Below are 19,575 nucleotides of genomic sequence, written 5' to 3' on the forward strand. Positions count from 1 at the left end.
AAATGAAATATTGCAATAGATGTGGAAATGAAATTGTTAATAATATCAGCATATGTCCTAATTGTGGGAATATATTAATTCCTGAAAGTAAACTAAAAAAAGATGAGTTTAATCTAGCTTATTTTTCTGCCGGAAGTGTCTTAGGTGGACTTTTAGGGTTGATTGGTTTAGGAATATCAATTCTTATTCTTATTCTAAAAAGAAAAGAGCCTAAAAGGTATAGTTCTGTAGTATACGGAGCACTGTTAGGATGTATAGTAGTATCGATTTGTATGATGATATTTAATTTATAGAAAATTAATAGGAGAAATTATGAGTTTTTGTAAAAATTGTGGAAATGAATTAAATGAAAATGGAAACTTTTGTACAAAGTGTGGTATGAAAGTTGAGAAAGCAGTAAGTATACCAAAAAATTACTGCACAAATTGCGGAGCTGAAATAAAAGAATATTCTGATATTTGTTTAAATTGCGGAATGTTGATTTCAAAACAAGAAAGCGTAAATGATGAAAAAAATTATAATGTACTTTCGATATGTGGGTTTGTTGTTTCTATTATAAGTCTATTTTTTGGATTGTTAGGTTTAATATTAGAAATATTGGCAATGATAATGGGAGTTATTTCTTTAAATCAGTTAAAAAATAATGATAAAGAAAAAGGACAAGTATTTTCAATTCTATCAATCGTCATTGCGTGTTCATATATTATTTTTTATTTATTAATTATGGCAACTATAGTTTCATATTTTTAATAACGAGGTTAAATTAGTATGATTGTGATTTGTGATAAATGCGGTAAAGAATTGAAAGGCAGTAATATCAAATACTGTTCTTGTTGTGGAAACAAAATAAGTAAACTTAATAAAGATAATTATAGCGAAAAGTATAATACTACTTTGTCAAAAAGTAGAAAAATAATGTGCCCTATATGTTGTAAATTGGTGAATCCTATTGTTAAGGAAGGTTGGTATTATTGTTCTTTATGCAGTCGTAAAATTCAAAAAGAAGCATTTGAATTTGATAAAGAAAGTATTCAATGCAGAAAAAATAAGAAAATAGAAGAGATGAAAAAAGAAATAGAAGAAAAAAAGAAGAGTGATGAATTTTATTATATATGTGATAAGTGCAATCGTGTTATTAAGTATTCATCTAAATTTTGCAAATACTGTGGTGAGATAAATAAACAAAAGAATTTTAATAGTGATGAAAACTTTACTTCTATAAAAATACAATTAACATCTACAAATAAATATATAGCCGGCAGTCCAAATGATCTTATCGGAACACCGAGAACAATTTATTTGGATGGTGAAGAAATTGGTAAGATGGGAGCAGAAGATGTAAAAATATTTGTTACTAAACTTAAAGGTAAACATATCTTAACAATATATAGAAATTCAGATATTTTTAATTGTTCACAAATAGATATACCATTAGTTATTGAATCATGTAAGGAATTTAATATAAAAGTTGTATTTGGATATAAGATTACATACGAATTTTTAAACTAAGGAATGAAAGGGGAATTAGATATGTATTGTACTCATTGTGGAAGTAGAATAGATGATGATAGCTTGGTCTGCAGTGAATGCGGAGAAAAAGTAGAAGTATTTGAAAATATACAAGTAGATCAACAGGTACAAAATAATAATGAAAAGGACAAATTTAAAATAAATAAAAGAATTATAATTGCAGCAGCATTAATTTCTTTATTCATTTTGTCATTTATGTATATAAATCAGTCAAATAAATATAGGGAATTGGAAGGTGTATGGCAGAGACAATATGAAAATTCGGAAATGACTGTTATAGGTGATGTGGTAGAAACATTTGAATTTGATGATAAAAAGGTAAAGTGGGAAATGAGCTTGACGGAAATTGATTATCAATATGGATTGATAGATAAAAGGTATAATTTTGAATCATCATATAATTGCAACGGAGCATCCGAAAATCAAGGTAATTTAGTTATTGAGCCGTTTGCACTTTATCTTGGAGACTATGTGGTTCAAAACGTAGAAAATGGGGTAGTATATGATTATAGAATATATAATGAAAATGGAGAAACTTACTTGCATCTTGAAATGAATGGAGAACAATATACATTTAAGTTAATCAAATAAAGCGTAGTTAAAAAATGGGAGGAAAAATATGAATAATAAAACCAAAGTGTATAGAATGCATTTAAATCCAGACTTTAATTGTAACCTTGGACAAGATGATGTTATAAAATTTTGTAAAGAGAAAGGCATAATAGGTGTAGGTTGGGAAGATATAAAGGTACATAAAGATTATAAAGATGAAACAATTTTGAAAGAAGTATGTGACAATTCTAAATACACAAATAAACCATTTAACTCCTTAAAAATATTAAGTAAAATCAATGCTGGAGATATGATTTGGACTAAAGACAAAGAAAATAATGTGTATTATTTATGCATCGTTACAAAAACATGGTTTGAAACTAACCCCGATATTTACTATGAAGATATGGATATAAAAAATTTTGTATGCTGTAACTGGAATAAAATTGATAAAAGAAATATTCCAGAAAATATATTAAGAAGTTTTAAAGCGCAGCAGACTATATTACAAGTATAGAAAAAAGCGGTATATAACCGCTTTTATTTTTTTATTTCTCTAATTATTTTGCATGGATTTCCACCGGCAATAACATCACTTGGGATATCTTTATTAACAACGCTTCCTGCTCCAATTATAGAATTTTCTCCAATTGTTACACCAGGAAGAATTATAACATTTCCTCCTATCCATACATTATCTTCTATGTTTACTTCCTTTGCATAGCAATATCCAGCTTCTCTTTTTTCAGGATGCTCGTTATGACCTACGGTATATATGGAAACATTTGGAGCAATTCTTACATAATTTCCTATATTTACTTTTGCCTGTGCAAGAATTGTGGAGTTATGGTTTATAAAGGAATGTTTTCCGATTTTTATGTGGTTGCCATAATCACAAGTGAAAGGAGGAAGTATATCAACGCTTTTGTCTATTTCTCCGAAAAGTTTTTTTAATATTTCTTTTCTTTTATCAATTTTAGCTATGTCGCATCTATTATATTCATCCATAATTTTTTTATTTTCAAGTAACATTTGAAAAAGAGATGAATCCTCTATATATTCTTCTCCTTTAATCATTTTTTCGTATTCACTGTAATTATTTTTCATTATTTTCCCCGTATTAAGATAAAATATCATTTGTTGTTTTAAAATGCAGTTTACATACATTCTTTAATTCATCACTGCCATATTTGTTTATAAATTTTTTTCCCTTTTGTATGACTATTTTATTAGCACCAAGAGGGAATTCAAAATTATAGTGCTTATTCATATTTTCAGTACTTTTTATTAAAGCATCTCTTGCTAAGATACTGGCAGCCGCAACGGCAATATTCTGCTCTGCTTTTGGTTTAAAAATAATTTCTTTCAAATTAAGTTCTTTTAGTCCTGCTTTTATTTGTTCTTCTCTCCCGAATTTATCAACTAAAAGTTTTTCAAAAGGATGTTTTTTATATACGTTTTTTATGTTTGTTACATGAGCCCATGCAAGTATAGCATTTATATTTCCTATTTTTGAATATAATTCGTTATATTTATTTTGTTTAATTCTTAAAATGGAATAATTACTTGTGACTTGTTTTATTTCTTTTGCCAATTTTGTTATTTGAATATCACTTAAATCTTTCGAGTCTTTTACTCCAAGTTCTTTTAAAATATTGTATTGATTTTCATTTAAGTAAATACTTCCTACAATAATTGGTGCATAGAAATCTCCTTTCCCAACTTCGTCGCTTCCTGTTAAAGGTGGAGCAAGTATTGGATATGGAGTTTTTATATTTGTCACATTAAAATTAGGGGAACTGGTATTGTTCCCCTTAAATTGCTCGTATATATTGTTAAGTGTAATATTTAGTTGTTCATCTTTGCTTTGAGATGTATCTAAAGTAATACCCTTTTTTTTACTGGAATAAATTCTTATAATATTTTCATTTATTCTAAATTGTATTCCATAAGCAATCTTTTTTTCTTCAGATACATTATCTTCTTTTAATATTTCTTTTATTAAAAGGTATAAATCTTTAGGTGTCTTGTTCATTATGCCTCCCTATATGGGTTTTACGAAAATCATTCTTCCTGCGGCTGTTTGAAGTACACTTGTTACAACAGTATGAATTTCTTCACCTATTCTGTTTCTTCCTTCTTCTACCACTATCATTGTTCCGTCTTCCAAATAAGCAATACCTTGAGAATTTTCTTTTCCTTCTTTGATTACTCTTACATAAAGTTCTTCTCCCGGTAAAACGACAGTTTTTACTGCATTTGAAAGTTCATTGGTGTTTAAAACTTCAACACCTTGGAATTCTGCGATTTTATTTAAGTTGTAATCATTTGTTACTACTTTTGCATCTATGTCAATTGCAAGTTTTAATAACTTTGTATCAACTTCGCTTATATCTGGGTAATCTTTATCAAGATTTACGACTTCTATTGGAAGCTCTTTTTGTATCTGATTAAGAATATCAAGACCTCTTCTTCCTCTGCTTCTTTTTACACTGTCTGCTGAATCGGCAATTTGCTGTAGTTCATACAATACAAAGTTTGGAAGTATTATAGGACCGTCTATAAAGCCCGTTTTTAGAATATCTAAAATTCTTCCGTCAATTATTACGCTTGTATCTAAAATTTTGGCTACTCCTATTGGAACTTTAGGATGTTTTTTACTTTGTTTTGTTCTGGCATTTTCATTCAAGAAAGGATTAAGTCCTTTAAAGAATTTTTCTACATCCGGAGCTTTGTATGTAGCTATTGAAATAAAAATATATATGCATACAGCATATATGATGATTAATATGATACTTGAAATCCAGCCCGGAAGTCCCATGTTTTGAAATGGCCAAGATAAAAGTGCGGCAAGAATAAGGGCCAAAATCAATGAACCGATTAACATACCTATTTGTGTAAGTGTAGTATTGTTAAGTTCTATGCTTACTTGGTCAAAGATACGTTTAAATAGTTTTGCAAAAAAAGGAATAAAAATAATAAATATAAAACCGAATAAAATAGCTGCAAAAACATAAATCATACCTTTCCCAAATGCTGAGGTTATGTTAATCCCAAGTTTTTGATACAAATGTCCACCGTTAATAATCCAGTTTGTAAGTTGGGTTCCTACAATTGCACCAAGAACAAAAATAATGGCATATAATGCTTTTTTCATTTGTTGTCACCTCCTTATTAAATTTTAAAATATCACAAGGTACAATACCTTAATATAATTGTATAAGAAATATATGTAAAAGTAAATATGAATTTTCTTAAAGTTATCTTAAAAATATAAAAAAAGAACATGATTTTGTAAGTAAAAGAAAGTTTATATATAAAAAAACAAATAAAAGAGTAATATTTATGTGTTTTTTATGTAATGTTTGTTTTCACAGATTTCATTCCATACGCATAAACCACATATATCTTTTCTTTTCCCGGGAAATATTATTTTATCAAGTACTTTATTTTTTAAATCTTTGTAATAAAATTCAATATCTATATTATTTATCTCACATAAGGATAGTACTTTTTTGTCGAAAATTGAAACTTTTTTGTTATCTATACAAATATTATTTTGGTTATTGGGGCATTTTTTACAAATTTTATCAGTGCAAAGTGTTAGTTTGATTTTTGTATTATCATGTAAATTATTAATTATATTTTGCATGTTTAGAGTGAACTCTTTATTGTATCCTTTTCCTTCAAAGAAAAGGATACAAAGTAAATGGTGGGGACGTAGTTTAATCATTTTTTAACCTCGGTTTTATAATTTTACTTACACCGTAAGCAAGAGCAATTTTAATAATATCAGGAATAACAAAGGGGACAACGCACATTGCAAGTATTGCAGTTATAGTTATTGCTCCTGTGTTAGCTGTGTACAAGAAATAAAACCATAATGTGCCAAGAGTGTAACATATTATTAAAGAGATAAATGAAAATAATATTAATAGCATTGTATTTTTATTATATAATTTTTCGGTTAACATCATAAAAATTGGGATAATAAGAAATCCTATTATATACCCACCTGTATTTCCCATTAGTATTCCTATTCCTGCAGTAAACCCTGAAAAAACAGGAATTCCTATAATTCCAAGCATTATGTATACTCCTACTGCAACTATGCACATTTTTGCTCCAAGAATAAAAAGTATAAAATATATAGCAAATGTCTGCATGGTAAAAGGTATAGCCGTTGGTATTGATATCCAAGCTGAAATTGCAATAAATACAGAGCATAATGCTGCTAAAACCATATCTTTTGTCTTCATAATAATATATTCTCCTTTTGGTGATAATTTTTTGTGCCTTATTTATGAAGGCAAAATTATAATAATATACAAAAAAAGAAAGTGTCAACTAATATTTACATATAGGTTGACACTTTCTTCTATTTATTGAATAAATGGAAAATGGTTTGTTTTAAACTGCTTACTTTTATTATTTCCATTCCTAAAGTATCTATTTGTTCATTTTCTGAAGTGTATTTAGGAATAATCGCCTTCGTAAAGCCCATGGATTTTGCGTCTTTTATTCTTTTATAAATATTATTTACGTTTCTTATTTCTCCACAAAGCCCAACTTCTCCGATGATTATTGTATCTTTTGGAATTTCTTTTTTTAATATTGATGATATTACTGCGCATGCAACAGCTAAGTCGCTTGCGGTTTCTTTCACTTTTATGCCTCCTACGACATTTAAGTAAACATCTGTTTGAAAAAGTTTTACGTTTGTCATTTTTTCTATTACAGCCAAAATAAGTACAAACCTGCTGTAATCAAACCCGGTTGAAACTCTTCTTGGAACTTGAAAAGAGGACTGCATTGCAAGTGCTTGTATTTCTACTAACATGCTTCTGTTTCCTTCCATTAATGCACAAATCACACTTCCGTAACTTCTGCTTTCCATCTGACTTAATAATAATTTTGAAGGGTTATTCACACACTCAAGACCTTTACTTGTCATCTCAAATACGCCTATTTCCTCACTTGAGCCAAATCTGTTTTTGCTAAGTCTTAATATTCTAAGGTCACTGTTTGCTTCATTTTCAAAATACATTACAGTATCTACCATATGTTCTATTGTCTTGGGTCCTGCTATTGTTCCTTGTTTTGTAATATGTCCTACAAGAAATATGCTTGTATTTGTGGCCTTTGCAAAATTCATTAATGTATTTGTACATTCCCTAACTTGTGTTATTGTTCCCGGTGCGCTTGGTATGTTTTCGCTTTTTACTGTCTGTATGGAATCTATTATTAGTAAGTCTATTTTGTTTTCCTTTGCGCTTTCAATTATCTGCTCTATATTCGTATTGGAAAGAACAAGAATATTCCCTCCTTTAAGTCCCAGTCTGTCAAGTCTTAATTTTAACTGTGTCAAACTTTCTTCGCTTGAAGCATAAAGAACTTTTTTGTCTTCAAGAGATACATTATATGCACTCTGCATAAGAAGAGTAGACTTTCCTATTCCCGGTTGTCCTCCTACAAGAACTATGCTTGAAGGAACTATCCCTCCTCCAAGTACTCTATCCAGTTCTGATATTTTTGTAGAAAAACGTATTTCTTCATTTGTGTCAATATCATTTAAGTTTTTGATTTTCGGTGTAAATATATTTTGTTTATGGTTTACTATTTCAAGTTCTTTTTTTGAAAATTCGCTGAATGTGTTCCATGATCCGCAGTCAGGGCATTTCCCCCAGTATTTAGCACTTTCATATCCACATTCGCTACATACAAAAATTTTTTTATCTTTAGCCAAATTTCTATCCTCTTTGTTTAAATATTTGTATAAAATTATAGCATAATGTCTCTAAGTTTTCATAAATATTTGGTTGCTAAAAATATTATATTTAAAAAATAAAATTTATAGTAAAAAAAGGGTGTTATTTATGATAAAATAAAAAAAAGATAATTTAGCTAAAAAGAGCTGTAAAAAAGGGTAAAAAATGGAAAATATTTAATAAATTTTTGTGCTTGCCCTTGACTTATATATACTCTTTTGCTAAAATATTAAATTACTGAAAATACAAAACAAGCCTAAAATTTGTGTTGATTTTATGCAGTTTAGGACGGAGGAAATAACAGCAAATTGATTAAATCTTTTATTTGAAAATAAGATAATTTTGCTGTGTTTTTCATGTTTAAAAATAAGGAGAGTGGTACAGTGATTCATCCAGAGAAAATTGGTAGAAGAGAAAGAATGAGTTTTTCTAAAATCAAAGATGTAATGGAAATGCCAAACCTTATTTCTATTCAAACCGATTCTTATAAATGGTTTATAGAAGAAGGTTTAAGAGAAGCATTTTTAGATGTCTTTCCAATTACAGACCCAAGTGAAAATTTAATACTTGAGTTTGTAGATTATATTTTAGATGACGATCCAAAATATGATGTTGAAGAATGTAAAGAAAGAAAAACAAATTACTCTGCTTCTTTGAAAGTTAAAGTAAGATTAGTTGTTAAAGAAGACGGTGAAATTAAAGACGTAAGAGAACAGCATGTATTCATGGCAGATTTCCCTCTTATGACAAAAACAGGTACATTTATTATAAATGGTGCCGAAAGAGTTATCGTAAGCCAACTTATCCGTTCCCCTGGAGCATATTTCTCAATTGAAAGAGATAAGTATGGTAAAGAATTATATAATGGTCAAATTATACCTAACAGAGGTGCTTGGTTAGAGTATGAAACAGATGCAAGTGATTGCTTATATGCAAGAGTAGACAGAACAAAGAAAGTTCCTATCACTGTTCTTATTAGAGCTCTTGGACTTGGAAGCAATGAAGAAATAATAAATTATTTCGGTGAAGAAAAAAGACTTATGACTACATTTGAAAAGGATACTTCTACAAATGTGGAAGAAGGTCTTATTGAAATATACAAAAAATTAAGACCTGGCGAACCTGAAAGTGTAGACTCAGCAAAAGGTCTGTTCATTCCGATGTTCTTTGATCAAAGAAGATACGACTTAATGATGGTTGGTAGATTTAAGCTAAATAAAAAATTAGCTCTTGCCACAAGAATTACTGGACAATATGCATTCAAAGACATAGTTAATCCTATGACAGGTGAAATACTTGTAAACAAAGATGAAATTATAGACGAACAAACTGCATGGGATATCCAAAACTGCGGTATTAACACAGTTGAAGTAAAAGTTAGCGATGATAAAGGATTTAAAATTATCGGTAACGGTACTGTTGACATAAATAAATATGGTTTACCTTTTGATGTAAGCGATTTGGGTATTGATGAAAGAGTAAACTTAAAAGTCTTAAATGAAATACTTGAACAAGATATTTCAAACGAAGAAAAGAAAGAACAAATTAAACTTAGAAAGAATGAACTTTTACCAAAACATATCACTGTTGAAGATATTTATGCTTCAATCAGTTATAACTTAGGTCTTGACCATGGAATTGGAACATTAGACGATATTGACCACTTAGGTAACAGAAGAATTCGTTCAGTAGGTGAATTATTACAAAACCAATTTAGAATTGGTTTATCGAGACTTGAAAGAACAGTTAAAGAAAGAATGATTTCTTTTGACCCTGAAGAAGTAACACCATCAAGTCTTGTTAACGTAAAACCAGTAAATGCTGCGTTAAAAGAATTCTTTGGTTCTTCTCAGCTTTCACAATTTATGGACCAAACAAATCCTCTTGGAGAACTTACTCATAAGAGAAGATATTCTGCACTTGGTCCTGGTGGTTTATCAAGAGATAGAGCCGGATTCGAAGTTAGGGACGTTCATCATTCTCACTACGGAAGAGTTTGTCCTATTGAAACTCCTGAAGGTCCAAACATCGGTCTTATCGGTTCTCTTGCAACATATTCAAGAGTTAATAAATATGGATTTATCGAAACTCCATACAGAAAAGTTATAAATGGTAGAGTTGTTGGTGATATTGAATATATTCCTGCTGATGAAGAAGGTAAATACACAATAGCTCAAGCTAACGAACCTTTACTTGAAGATGGTACTTTTGAACATAAGAAAGTAACAGGTAGAGCAGGCGTTGAAAGAGATTTCGTAACAGTAGAAAAAGAAAAAGTTGATTATATGGATATTTCTCCAAAACAAATCGTTTCTGTTGCTACAAGTATGATTCCTTTCCTTGAAAATGACGATGCCAACAGAGCCTTAATGGGTGCCAATATGCAACGTCAGGCTGTGCCTTTGTTAAAACCTCAAGCTCCAATGGTTGGAACAGGTATGGAACACAGAGCCGCAAAAGACAGCGGGGTATGTGTAGTAAGTGAAGTTAGCGGTGTTGTAAAAAGAGTTACTGCTACCGAAATCATCATTACTGATGACGAAACAAAACAAAACGTAAAATATAAATTACTTAAATATAAAAGAACTAACCAAAATACATGTATCAATCAAATCCCAATTGTAAAACTTGGGGACAGAGTTGAAAAAGGCGAAATTATTGCCGATGGTCCATCAACTGAAAATGGGGATTTAGCTCTTGGTAGAAACATTCTTATCGGATTTATGACATGGGAAGGTTATAACTACGAAGATGCTATCATAATAAATGAAAAACTTGTTAAGGAAGATGCTCTTACTTCAATCCATATTGAAGAATTTGACTGTGAAGCAAAAGAAACAAAACTTGGAAGTGAAGAAATAACAAGAGATATTCCAAATGTAGGCGAAGAAGCTCTTAAAAACCTTGATGAAAGAGGGGTTATAAGAATCGGTGCCGAAGTTAAATCAGATGATATTTTAGTTGGTAAAGTTACTCCAAAAGGAGAAAGCGACCCAACAGCAGAAGAAAAACTTCTTCGTGCAATCTTTGGTGAAAAAGCCAGAGAAGTAAGAGATACTTCACTAAAAGTTCCTCACGGGGAAAAAGGTGTTGTAATCGATGTTAAAGTTTATACAAAAGAAAACGGTGATGAACTTAAACCTAACGTAAATAAACTTGTAAGAGTTTATATTGCAATTAAGAGAAAAATCCAAGTAGGGGATAAAATGGCCGGACGTCATGGTAACAAAGGGGTAATCAGTAGGGTTGTTCCTGAAGAAGATATGCCATTCTTACCAGACGGTACACCACTTGAAATACTTCTATCTCCAATGGGGGTACCTTCTCGTATGAACATTGGACAGGTACTTGAAGTTCATCTTGGAAGAGCTTGTAAAGAGCTTGGATGGGATATTGCAACTCCTGTATTTGATGGTGCAAAAGAAGAAGACATTATGGAACTTCTTGAACAAGTTGGATGTTCTCCAGACGGAAAAGTTCAACTTTATGACGGAAGAACAGGGGAACCTTTTGACAACAAAGTAACCGTTGGTTACATGTATATGTTAAGACTACATCATATTGTTGATGAAAAGATGCACGCCAGAGCAACAGGTCCTTACTCACTTGTAACACAACAACCACTTGGCGGTAAAGCTCAAATGGGTGGACAAAGATTTGGTGAAATGGAAGTTTGGGCACTTGAAGCTTACGGTGCTGCTCATACATTACAAGAAATCTTAACTGTTAAGAGTGATGACGTTTCAGGTAGAGTTAAAACTTATGAAGCTATTATCAAGGGTGAAAACATCCCAAGAGCAGGTGTTCCTGAATCATTTAAAGTTCTTATCAAAGAGTTCCAAAGCTTGTGCTTAGATGTAAATGTTCTTGGAGAAAGAAACGAAATCATTGACATCAGAGATGATGCAAACAGTGATGTTGTTGAAGATTTAGATCAAGTAGAAGAAAATGCAGATAAACCTGTAAGCGAACTTGATGATATGGAAGTTTTAGATGATGAAATTGTATTTGATGATGACGAAGGTGATGATCTTCTTTCAGATAATTCTGATATAAGAAGTGAAGATTTGGATTTCCTTGAAAGTAATATTTTAAGTTCTGACGGTGATGATGCCGAAGATGAAGAATTTCTATAAAATTTAAGGTTACTTTAGGAAAATATAAATGGAGGTACATTCCTTGAAAGAATTTAATGATGTAAATATAGATAAAAAAGAAAATACAAATATGGGCGAAATTGATTTTAAATCAATTCAAATTGGTTTAGCATCAAAAGAAAAAATTCTTGAATGGTCATATGGTGAAGTAAAAAAACCTGAAACTATCAACTACAGAACATCAAAACCTGAAAAAGACGGACTTTTCTGCGAAAAGATTTTCGGACCTACAAAAGATTATGAATGTTATTGTGGTAAATATAAACAAATAAGATATAAAGGCGTTATTTGTGATAGATGTGGTGTTGAACTTACAAAATCAAAAGTAAGAAGAGAAAGAATGGGGCATATAGCATTAGCTGCCCCTGTAACTCACATTTGGTATTTCAAAGGTATTCCAAGTAGAATTGGTTTACTTCTTGAAATGTCACCAAAAGAACTTGAAAGAATTATTTATTTTGCTGCTTATGTAGTAACAGATCCGGGTAATACTCCTTTAGATGAAAAAACAGTTTTAACTGAAACTGAATATAAAGAATACAGAGAAATATACGGAAATGAATTTACTGCAAAAATTGGTGCAGAAGCAATTCAAGATTTACTAGGACAAGTGGATCTTGAAAAAGAAAGCAAAGAATTAAAACAAATAATCGCAACAGAAACAACAAGACAAAAAAGAAGCAAAGCAATTAAGAAATTAAAAATCGTTGAAGACTTTAAAAACTCAGACAACGATCCTAGAGATATGGTACTTGAAGTTATTCCTGTTATTCCTCCTGAACTTAGACCTATGGTTATGCTTGACGGCGGAAGATATGCTACAAGTGACTTAAATGACTTATACAGAAGAGTTATAAACAGAAATAACAGACTTAAAAGACTTCTTGAACTTAATGCTCCTGACATTATCGTTCAAAATGAAAAGAGAATGCTTCAAGAAGCTGTTGATGCATTAATCGATAACGGCAGAAGAGGTAGACCTGTAACTGGTCCTGGAAACAGACCACTTCGTTCTCTTTCTGATATGCTTAAGGGTAAACAAGGTAGATTTAGACAAAACTTACTTGGTAAGAGGGTTGACTATTCTGGACGTTCTGTTATCGTAGTAGGACCTGAACTTAAAATGTATCAATGTGGTCTTCCTAAAGAAATGGCAATTGAGTTATTCAAACCATTTATAATGAGAGAACTTGTAAAGAGAAAACATTCTTTAAATATAAAATCAGCTAAGAGAATGGTTGAAAGACAAAGTCCTGAAGTTTGGGATGTTCTTGATGATGTAATTAAAGACCATCCGGTTTTACTAAACCGTGCCCCTACACTTCATAGACTTGGTATTCAAGCATTTGAACCAATTTTAGTTGAAGGTAGAGCCATAAAACTTCATCCACTTGTTTGTACAGCTTTCAATGCTGACTTCGATGGTGACCAAATGGCTGTTCACGTTCCTTTAAGTGTTGAAGCTCAAGCTGAAGCAAGATTCTTAATGCTTGCTGCTTACAACATCTTAAAACCTCAAGATGGTTCTCCTGTTGTTTCACCTACACAGGATATGATTCTTGGTTCATATTATTTAACAATTCCTCAAGATAACCAAAAAGGTGCAGGAAAAGCTTTTGCTTCAATTGCAGAACTTGAAATGGCTTACTATAACAAGGAAGTTGAAATTCACGCTCCTGTTAAAGTAAGAATGAAAAAAGTAATTGATGGAAAAGAACATGTTAAAGTAGTTGAATCAACTGTTGGTAGATTCTTGTTTAACCAAATCATTCCTCAAGATTTAGGATTTGTTACAAGACAAACTCCAGCAGATATGTTTAAACTTGAAATTGATAAAGTAGTAGATAAAAAAGTTTTATCTGAAATAGTATATAAATGTTTCACAAGACATGGTGCAGCAAAAACATCAATGGTTCTTGATGACATTAAGAAAATAGGTTTCACTTATTCTACAAAAGCTGCCGTAACAGTAAGTATTTCTGATATGGAAGTTCCTGAAGTTAAACATGAACTTCTTGAACAAGCTGATGAAAAAGTAGAAAAAGTTCTTAAACAATATAAGAGAGGTATGATTACCGAAGCCGAAAGAAAAAGAGAAGTTATTGATATTTGGAATGAAACTACAAACCTTGTAACAAATGCGTTACTTGATAACCTTGACCCATTCAACCCAATCAACATGATGGCTGACTCAGGTGCCAGAGGTAGTAGAAACCAAATCAGACAGCTTGCCGGAATGAGAGGTCTTATGGCATCTCCTAACGGTGATATCATTGAACTTCCTATACGTTCAAACTTCCGTGAAGGTCTTGACGTACTTGAATTCTTTATCTCTTCTCACGGTGCGAGAAAAGGTCTTGCGGATACGGCTCTTAGAACTGCCGACTCTGGTTATTTGACAAGAAGACTTGTTGATGTAAGTCAAGATCAAATAATTAAAGAAGAAGACTGTGGAACAAAACATGGTTATGAAGTTACTGCTATTAAAGTAGGTAATGATATAATTGAAGAATTAGAAGAAAGAATTACAGGAAGATATGCTTTCGACGATGTTCTTAATCCAAACACAGGAGAAGTTATTGTTGCTAAGAATGAACTTATTACAGCACCAAAAGCAAAAGAAATCGTTGATTGTGGTATTGAAAAAGTAAATATCAGAGCGGTATTTAACTGTAGAAGTAAAATCGGTATTTGTGCTAAATGTTATGGGGTTGACCTAACAAGCATGAAACCTGTAAGTATAGGTGAAGCTGTTGGTACAATTGCAGCTCAATCTATCGGTGAACCTGGTACACAGCTTACAATGCGTACATTCCATACAGGTGGGGTTGCTTCAGCGGAAGATATTACTCAAGGTCTTCCAAGAATCGAAGAATTATTTGAAGCAAGAAGACCAAAAGGTCAAGCTATCATTTCTGATATTGACGGTGTTATCGAAATTACCGAAGAAGACGGACACAGCAAAGTTATCGTTATGAATAACGAAAACGGAGAAGTTTTCGAATATGATATTCCATACGGTGCAAGAATTAAAGTAAGACAAGGGGATAGAATCGAAGCCGGTGATGAAATTACTGAAGGTAGTATTTATCCTGAAGACTTATTAAGAATTAAAGGCATTGACGGAGTACAAAAATACATTTTAACAGAAGTACAAAAAGTATATAGATATCAAGGGGTTCATATTTCAGATAAGCACGTTGAAATCATAATAAGACAAATGCTTAGAAAATATGAAGTTGAAGATGCAGGAGAAACAGATTTACTTCCTGGAACAAGTGTTGACTTATTTGAATTTGACTCTGCAAATGAAAAAGCAAGAGAAGAAGGAAAACAAGAAGCAACAGGAAGAAGAAAACTTCTTGGTATTACAAAAGCGTCACTTTCTACTTCATCATTCTTATCTGCAGCATCATTCCAAGAAACAACAAAAGTTCTTACAGATGCAGCTATTCAAGGAAAAGTGGATCCATTACTTGGACTTAAAGAAAACATTATTCTTGGTAAATTAATTCCTGCAGGTACAGGTATCAAAAAATATGATCTTGAACTTGTTAAAAATAAAGATGACGATGATGATTTGTTAAAAGATATCTTAAATGAATTAGATGAAGATTCTGATAACGACTTGACTACAATAGACGGTGAAGAATTAACAATTCACAGCATTGATGAAGATGACAATTTAGATGCTTAGAGTACTTCAGGTTTTGATTTAGATAACAATGATACAATATAAAAAATAATTAAAATCTACGGCTTTTTAAGTCGTAGATTTTAGTACATATATAAAAGCAGTTAAGAAGAGGAGAAAAGTAATGTCTAAAATAGGATTGTTAGGATGCGGAACCGTTGGAACCGGGGTATATGAAATAATCAATGAAAAAAAAGGGAACTTCTTCGAACAAGACGACTATACAATTAAAAAGATTTTAGTCAGAGATACATCTAAAGAAAGAGAAGGTATTCCAAGTGAGCTTTTGACAAGTAATCCGGATGATATTTTAGAAGATGATGAAATATCGTTAATTATAGCGGTTATGGGTAGTTACGAACAAGAATACCCTGCCATTAAAAAAGCTTTAATGAAGAAAAAAGATGTTGTTACCGCAAATAAAGAAATTATATCAAAACACATGGAAGAACTTCTAAATCTTGCAAAAGAAAATGGCGTTACATTGCTTTTTGAAGCCAGTGTAGGCGGAGGAATTCCGATTATTGAATCTATAATAGATACAATTAAAATAAACAAAATAAATAAAGTTCAAGGTATATTAAACGGAACAACAAACTTTATTTTATCTAAAATGACAAAAGATGAAATGGATTTTGATGAAGTATTAAAAATTGCTCAAGATATGGGATTTGCAGAAGCTGATCCAACAGCTGATGTTGATGGTTTTGATATTTCAAGAAAACTTACTATTCTTTCATCTTTATGTTATGGTACATATATAGATAATGATGATGTATGCACAAGAAGTGTAAGAAATATAAGTTTATCAGATATAAAAACTGCAGATGAACTTGGATATGTTTTTAAATACATGGCTGAAAGTGAATTATATGATGATAATACATTTGGAGCAACCGTAACTCCTGTATTAATTGGTAAGAATTCTGTTACAAGCAATGTTAATGATGAATATAACGTTATAAATATAAATGGTAATATAATCGGACAACTTTCTTTCCTTGGAAGAGGTGCCGGTAAAGAAGCAACTGCTAATGCCGTTGTTGCTGATGTAATAAAAGTTCTTACAAAATCTGTTCATGATTATACACATCTAAAATTTGAAAATAAATATAATAGTTGTGGTATAGAAAGATATAAAAATAAATTCTATTTAAGAGTTTCAGTAGAAAATGAAACAGAATTTTCAAGAGCTATTGATATAGTTTATAGAAATATAAACAACATTAATCTATCTTATGAAGACGGAAAAATATTCTTAGTTACAGAAGAAATAACAGGAGAATTTATGAGTACGTTATGTGATAGATTATCTCATGTTACTGAAGATGTATTCTATGCTAGAATAATTGATGATATATTATAGGAGGAGATTAGATATGAGAAAAGATGATAGCATTATAAAAGCAATTACAGTTGATGAAGATATTGCAAAAATTTCTGTAATGGAAGTTCCTGATAAACCGGGTATTGCATTTAATTTATTTAGTAATATTGCAAATGAAGGAATTAAAATTGAAAGTATTACTCAAAATGTAAACAGAAGCCAAGTAAATGATATTACTTTTACTGTACCAACAGATGAATTTGAAAAAGCATTTAAAATAACAAGTGATTTCGCAATTGAAGTTGGTGCTACAAAAGTACTTTATGATAAAGGGGTTGCAAAATTATCAGTAATAGGTTCCGGTATGGTTGCAAGTACTCAAGTAGCCAGCAGAGTTTTTAAAGCTTTATATGAAAAAGGCGTAAATATTCAAATGATTTCTACAAGTGAAGTAAAAATTTCTTGTGTAATAGAAAAAGATAAAGCAAAAGAAGCTTTAAAACAAATTTATAAAGAATTTGAAGTAGAATAAAAAAAAGACCTATAAGGTCTTTTTTTTATTGAAGTATATATGCTTCCATTGTTCTTCTTCCGAAGGCTAAAGCAGCTGAATGGGAGTCGAAATAAATATCAATTCTTCCTGAACTAATTGCTCCCCCTCTGTCTTCAACTACGTATACTCCTCCGTTAGAGTTGCCGGAAAGTGCAGGGAAATATACTTTTGTTCCAAATGGTAAACCGCTCCAAGCAGCAATTGTTCTTCCTGCCGTTGCACGTGTACCGCTTGCCGTAATTCCTGTAGAAACACCACAACACTGTGCACATGAACAGTAAGCTGTAACTTCAACTGTTATTTTTTGATTGTATTTTACCGGAGCACTTCCACCGTTTTCTGATATAAGTATCATATCATCGGAATCTTTTGCAACTTCTACAATTTTATTTTGAACTTTTGTTTCAACTGTTTTAGTTAAATTTTTTGTTTTTACAACTTCTCCTTTAGCATTTGTTGTAACAACACTTATGTAATTGATTTTACCATTTTGACCTTTTTGAACAACTTTTTCATCTTCGCCGTCCAAAGTATCTACTTCTTTATATATTGTTTTATACTTAACTTTTTCTGTTTTATTTACAAGTTTTTGATTTTCATCTAAAACTGCGTATACAGAAGTGTTATCATGCTCTATACTTGATATGCTTTTGCCCTCTGTAACTTCAAATCCAGCTTGTTCAACAATTTCATTTTCATTTGTAAGTCCTGTATCGACTTTAACAATTTCACTTCCATCTGTTACGAGAACTTTTGATGCTGTTGTAATTTTAATTACATCATTGTCTTTCAAATTAGCATCAAGAGATTTAGAAATTGTATCAGTACTTGATGGTGTTATTTTTGCAATGCTTAAAGCATCTGCGGTTGTAAGAGAGCCAATTTGTTTAACAGTAACGGGATCGTCATCATCGACTATGATACTAACAGTCATTGTAGACATACTAATAAGAATTGCACTTACAACCATCATTGCTGTAATAAAGAAACATATACATAAAGGAATGAGCTTTTTATTTAAGTAGTCTTTAATTTTCCTTTTATGTTTACTTTCCTTAACAAAATCTCTTTGTTCATCAAGTTTGTCTAAATGATCTAAAGCTTCGATGACATCCATATTTTCTTCTTCAATTAATTTCTTTGCTTTTAATGTGTCATCGTCTATTTCTTGAAGAGTGTCTTGTTTTAATTTAGTTTCTTCAGAATTTATTGTAGTATCATTTTTATCGGCTTTATTACTATTTTCTTGTATTAAGTTAATTTGTTCTTTATCGCCTTTGTTACTTTCTTGTATTAAATTAAGTTCTTCTTTATCTTCATTTAATACTTCTTCAGTTTTATCTTCCTTTGTAACTTTACTAACAATATTATCATTTGATGTAATTGTACTTTTTAAATCTTGAAGATTAAATTCTTCCGTTTCAAAGTTTTCTTCTTTTGTTTGAAGATTGTCTTCTAAAATAGAGGTTTCTTCACTTAAAATATCTTCTTTTGTATTTTCCAAGTTTGAAGATGCGTTTGAAACTTCATTAATAAATTCTTCTTCGTTAAAATCTTCTAAAGCTAAATTTACATCTTTATCAAGGTCTATATTTTCTTTGTAGTTATTTTCAGAGTTTAAATCATCTAACGTTAATGTCAATTTGTCATCTAAGGAAGATTCATTTTTAATTTTATTTTTTTTCAATTTAACTTTGTTTTTTGGTTGTTTAATTTTATCAAACTTTTCCAAAAAATTATTTTTAAATTTACTCATATGTAATCAATCCTTCTAAAGATTTTTTGTATATCAAATATACATTAATTGTAGCTTTTTGTCAAATTTTAAAGAACTTTAGGGGTATGTAAAATATGCCACCACTATATTATGTGGTGTATATATTTATGGTTTTATAAATAAATATTTTTTTATTTATAAAAATTTAATTATATTTAAATGAATAAATATTGTAGCTAAACAAAAAATAAAATATAAAACCATATTTATCAATATA

Annotated in this window: 16 protein-coding genes; 9 read left to right on the plus strand and 7 right to left on the minus strand. The window is 30.7% G+C overall.

Annotation, left to right across the window (positions count from 1 at the left end; all coding sequences use genetic code 11):
- Positions 1-2 precede the first annotated feature (2 nt).
- From V2W16_RS10465 to V2W16_RS10485, 5 genes are read left to right on the plus strand one after another with little or no spacing between them, the layout of a single operon-like run.
- The gene (locus V2W16_RS10465) at positions 3-293 is read left to right on the plus strand and encodes a hypothetical protein (RefSeq protein WP_138269750.1); all 291 of its coding nucleotides are present in this window, start codon (positions 3-5) and stop codon (positions 291-293) included.
- Between the two features lie 19 nt (positions 294-312).
- Positions 313-750, plus strand: a complete 438-nt coding sequence (locus V2W16_RS10470) for a zinc ribbon domain-containing protein (protein ID WP_138269751.1) — start codon at positions 313-315, stop codon at positions 748-750.
- An 18-nt stretch (positions 751-768) separates the two neighbouring features.
- A complete protein-coding gene (locus V2W16_RS10475) occupies positions 769-1,509 on the plus strand; it encodes a hypothetical protein (RefSeq protein WP_329385567.1) in 741 nt (246 codons plus the stop codon).
- A gap of 21 nt (positions 1,510-1,530) precedes the next feature.
- Entirely contained in the window at positions 1,531-2,121 is a 591-nt protein-coding gene (locus tag V2W16_RS10480; protein ID WP_329385570.1) for a zinc-ribbon domain-containing protein, read from the plus strand.
- Between the two features lie 28 nt (positions 2,122-2,149).
- Positions 2,150-2,599 (plus strand): hypothetical protein, encoded by a 450-nt coding sequence (locus V2W16_RS10485; RefSeq protein WP_329385573.1) that lies wholly within the window; start codon positions 2,150-2,152, stop codon positions 2,597-2,599.
- Positions 2,600-2,622: 23 nt separating this feature from the next.
- Here the strand turns inward: V2W16_RS10485 and V2W16_RS10490 are convergent, their stop codons facing one another.
- From V2W16_RS10490 to radA, 6 genes are all read right to left on the minus strand, one after another.
- The gene (locus V2W16_RS10490) at positions 2,623-3,189 is read right to left on the minus strand and encodes a sugar O-acetyltransferase (RefSeq protein WP_329385577.1); all 567 of its coding nucleotides are present in this window, start codon (positions 3,187-3,189) and stop codon (positions 2,623-2,625) included.
- Positions 3,190-3,202: 13 nt separating this feature from the next.
- On the minus strand, positions 3,203-4,117 hold the full coding sequence (gene rnhC, locus V2W16_RS10495; RefSeq protein WP_329385580.1) for a ribonuclease HIII: 915 nt from the start codon (positions 4,115-4,117) through the stop codon (positions 3,203-3,205).
- A 9-nt stretch (positions 4,118-4,126) separates the two neighbouring features.
- Complete coding sequence (locus V2W16_RS10500) at positions 4,127-5,239, minus strand: PIN/TRAM domain-containing protein (protein ID WP_329385583.1); 1,113 nt, start codon at positions 5,237-5,239, stop codon at positions 4,127-4,129.
- Between the two features lie 186 nt (positions 5,240-5,425).
- Positions 5,426-5,815 (minus strand): DUF1284 domain-containing protein, encoded by a 390-nt coding sequence (locus V2W16_RS10505; RefSeq protein WP_329385586.1) that lies wholly within the window; start codon positions 5,813-5,815, stop codon positions 5,426-5,428.
- Entirely contained in the window at positions 5,808-6,341 is a 534-nt protein-coding gene (locus tag V2W16_RS10510; protein WP_329385589.1) for a biotin transporter BioY, read from the minus strand. Before V2W16_RS10510 ends, V2W16_RS10505 begins: the two co-directional genes overlap by 8 nt.
- 119 nt (positions 6,342-6,460) lie before the next feature.
- Positions 6,461-7,828: a DNA repair protein RadA gene (radA, locus tag V2W16_RS10515; protein WP_329385590.1), complete on the minus strand. Its 1,368-nt coding sequence runs from the start codon at positions 7,826-7,828 to the stop codon at positions 6,461-6,463.
- A 405-nt stretch (positions 7,829-8,233) separates the two neighbouring features.
- Between radA and rpoB the strand changes: the two genes are divergently transcribed.
- The 4 genes from rpoB to V2W16_RS10535 all read left to right on the plus strand — a co-directional run bounded on the left by rpoB (position 8,234) and on the right by V2W16_RS10535 (position 17,560).
- Entirely contained in the window at positions 8,234-11,986 is a 3,753-nt protein-coding gene (rpoB, locus tag V2W16_RS10520) for a DNA-directed RNA polymerase subunit beta (protein WP_329385592.1), read from the plus strand.
- Between the two features lie 91 nt (positions 11,987-12,077).
- Positions 12,078-15,704 carry a DNA-directed RNA polymerase subunit beta' gene (gene rpoC / locus V2W16_RS10525; protein WP_329385695.1) on the plus strand — a complete coding sequence of 1,209 codons (3,627 nt, stop codon included), beginning with the start codon at positions 12,078-12,080 and terminating at the stop codon, positions 15,702-15,704.
- 121 nt (positions 15,705-15,825) lie between these two features.
- Positions 15,826-17,067 carry a homoserine dehydrogenase gene (locus V2W16_RS10530; RefSeq protein ID WP_329385595.1) on the plus strand — a complete coding sequence of 414 codons (1,242 nt, stop codon included), beginning with the start codon at positions 15,826-15,828 and terminating at the stop codon, positions 17,065-17,067.
- Between the two features lie 13 nt (positions 17,068-17,080).
- A complete protein-coding gene (locus V2W16_RS10535; protein WP_138269356.1) occupies positions 17,081-17,560 on the plus strand; it encodes an ACT domain-containing protein in 480 nt (159 codons plus the stop codon).
- 25 nt (positions 17,561-17,585) lie between these two features.
- On the opposite strand, the gene V2W16_RS10540 is transcribed toward V2W16_RS10535, so the two are convergent.
- Entirely contained in the window at positions 17,586-19,337 is a 1,752-nt protein-coding gene (locus V2W16_RS10540; RefSeq protein WP_329385598.1) for a 3D domain-containing protein, read from the minus strand.
- Between the last annotated feature and the right edge of the window lie 238 nt (positions 19,338-19,575).

The sequence above is a fragment of the Anaerofustis butyriciformans genome (assembly GCF_036289385.1).
GTDB classification, from domain to species: Bacteria; Bacillota; Clostridia; order Eubacteriales; family Anaerofustaceae; genus Anaerofustis; species Anaerofustis butyriciformans.

What these genes read in the sequence shown, in the direction of transcription:
- V2W16_RS10465 (WP_138269750.1), top strand. Translation starts at nt 3, where the DNA reads ATGAAATATTGCAATAGATGTGGAAATGAAATTGTTAATAATATCAGC.
- V2W16_RS10470 (WP_138269751.1), top strand. Translation starts at nt 313, where the DNA reads ATGAGTTTTTGTAAAAATTGTGGAAATGAATTAAATGAAAATGGAAAC.
- V2W16_RS10475 (WP_329385567.1), top strand. Translation starts at nt 769, where the DNA reads ATGATTGTGATTTGTGATAAATGCGGTAAAGAATTGAAAGGCAGTAAT.
- V2W16_RS10480 (WP_329385570.1), top strand. Translation starts at nt 1,531, where the DNA reads ATGTATTGTACTCATTGTGGAAGTAGAATAGATGATGATAGCTTGGTC.
- V2W16_RS10485 (WP_329385573.1), top strand. Translation starts at nt 2,150, where the DNA reads ATGAATAATAAAACCAAAGTGTATAGAATGCATTTAAATCCAGACTTT.
- V2W16_RS10490 (WP_329385577.1), bottom strand. Translation starts at nt 3,189, where the DNA reads ATGAAAAATAATTACAGTGAATACGAAAAAATGATTAAAGGAGAAGAA.
- rnhC (WP_329385580.1), bottom strand. Translation starts at nt 4,117, where the DNA reads ATGAACAAGACACCTAAAGATTTATACCTTTTAATAAAAGAAATATTA.
- V2W16_RS10500 (WP_329385583.1), bottom strand. Translation starts at nt 5,239, where the DNA reads ATGAAAAAAGCATTATATGCCATTATTTTTGTTCTTGGTGCAATTGTA.
- V2W16_RS10505 (WP_329385586.1), bottom strand. Translation starts at nt 5,815, where the DNA reads ATGATTAAACTACGTCCCCACCATTTACTTTGTATCCTTTTCTTTGAA.
- V2W16_RS10510 (WP_329385589.1), bottom strand. Translation starts at nt 6,341, where the DNA reads ATGAAGACAAAAGATATGGTTTTAGCAGCATTATGCTCTGTATTTATT.
- rpoC (WP_329385695.1), top strand. Translation starts at nt 12,078, where the DNA reads ATGGGCGAAATTGATTTTAAATCAATTCAAATTGGTTTAGCATCAAAA.
- V2W16_RS10530 (WP_329385595.1), top strand. Translation starts at nt 15,826, where the DNA reads ATGTCTAAAATAGGATTGTTAGGATGCGGAACCGTTGGAACCGGGGTA.
- V2W16_RS10535 (WP_138269356.1), top strand. Translation starts at nt 17,081, where the DNA reads ATGAGAAAAGATGATAGCATTATAAAAGCAATTACAGTTGATGAAGAT.
- V2W16_RS10540 (WP_329385598.1), bottom strand. Translation starts at nt 19,337, where the DNA reads ATGAGTAAATTTAAAAATAATTTTTTGGAAAAGTTTGATAAAATTAAA.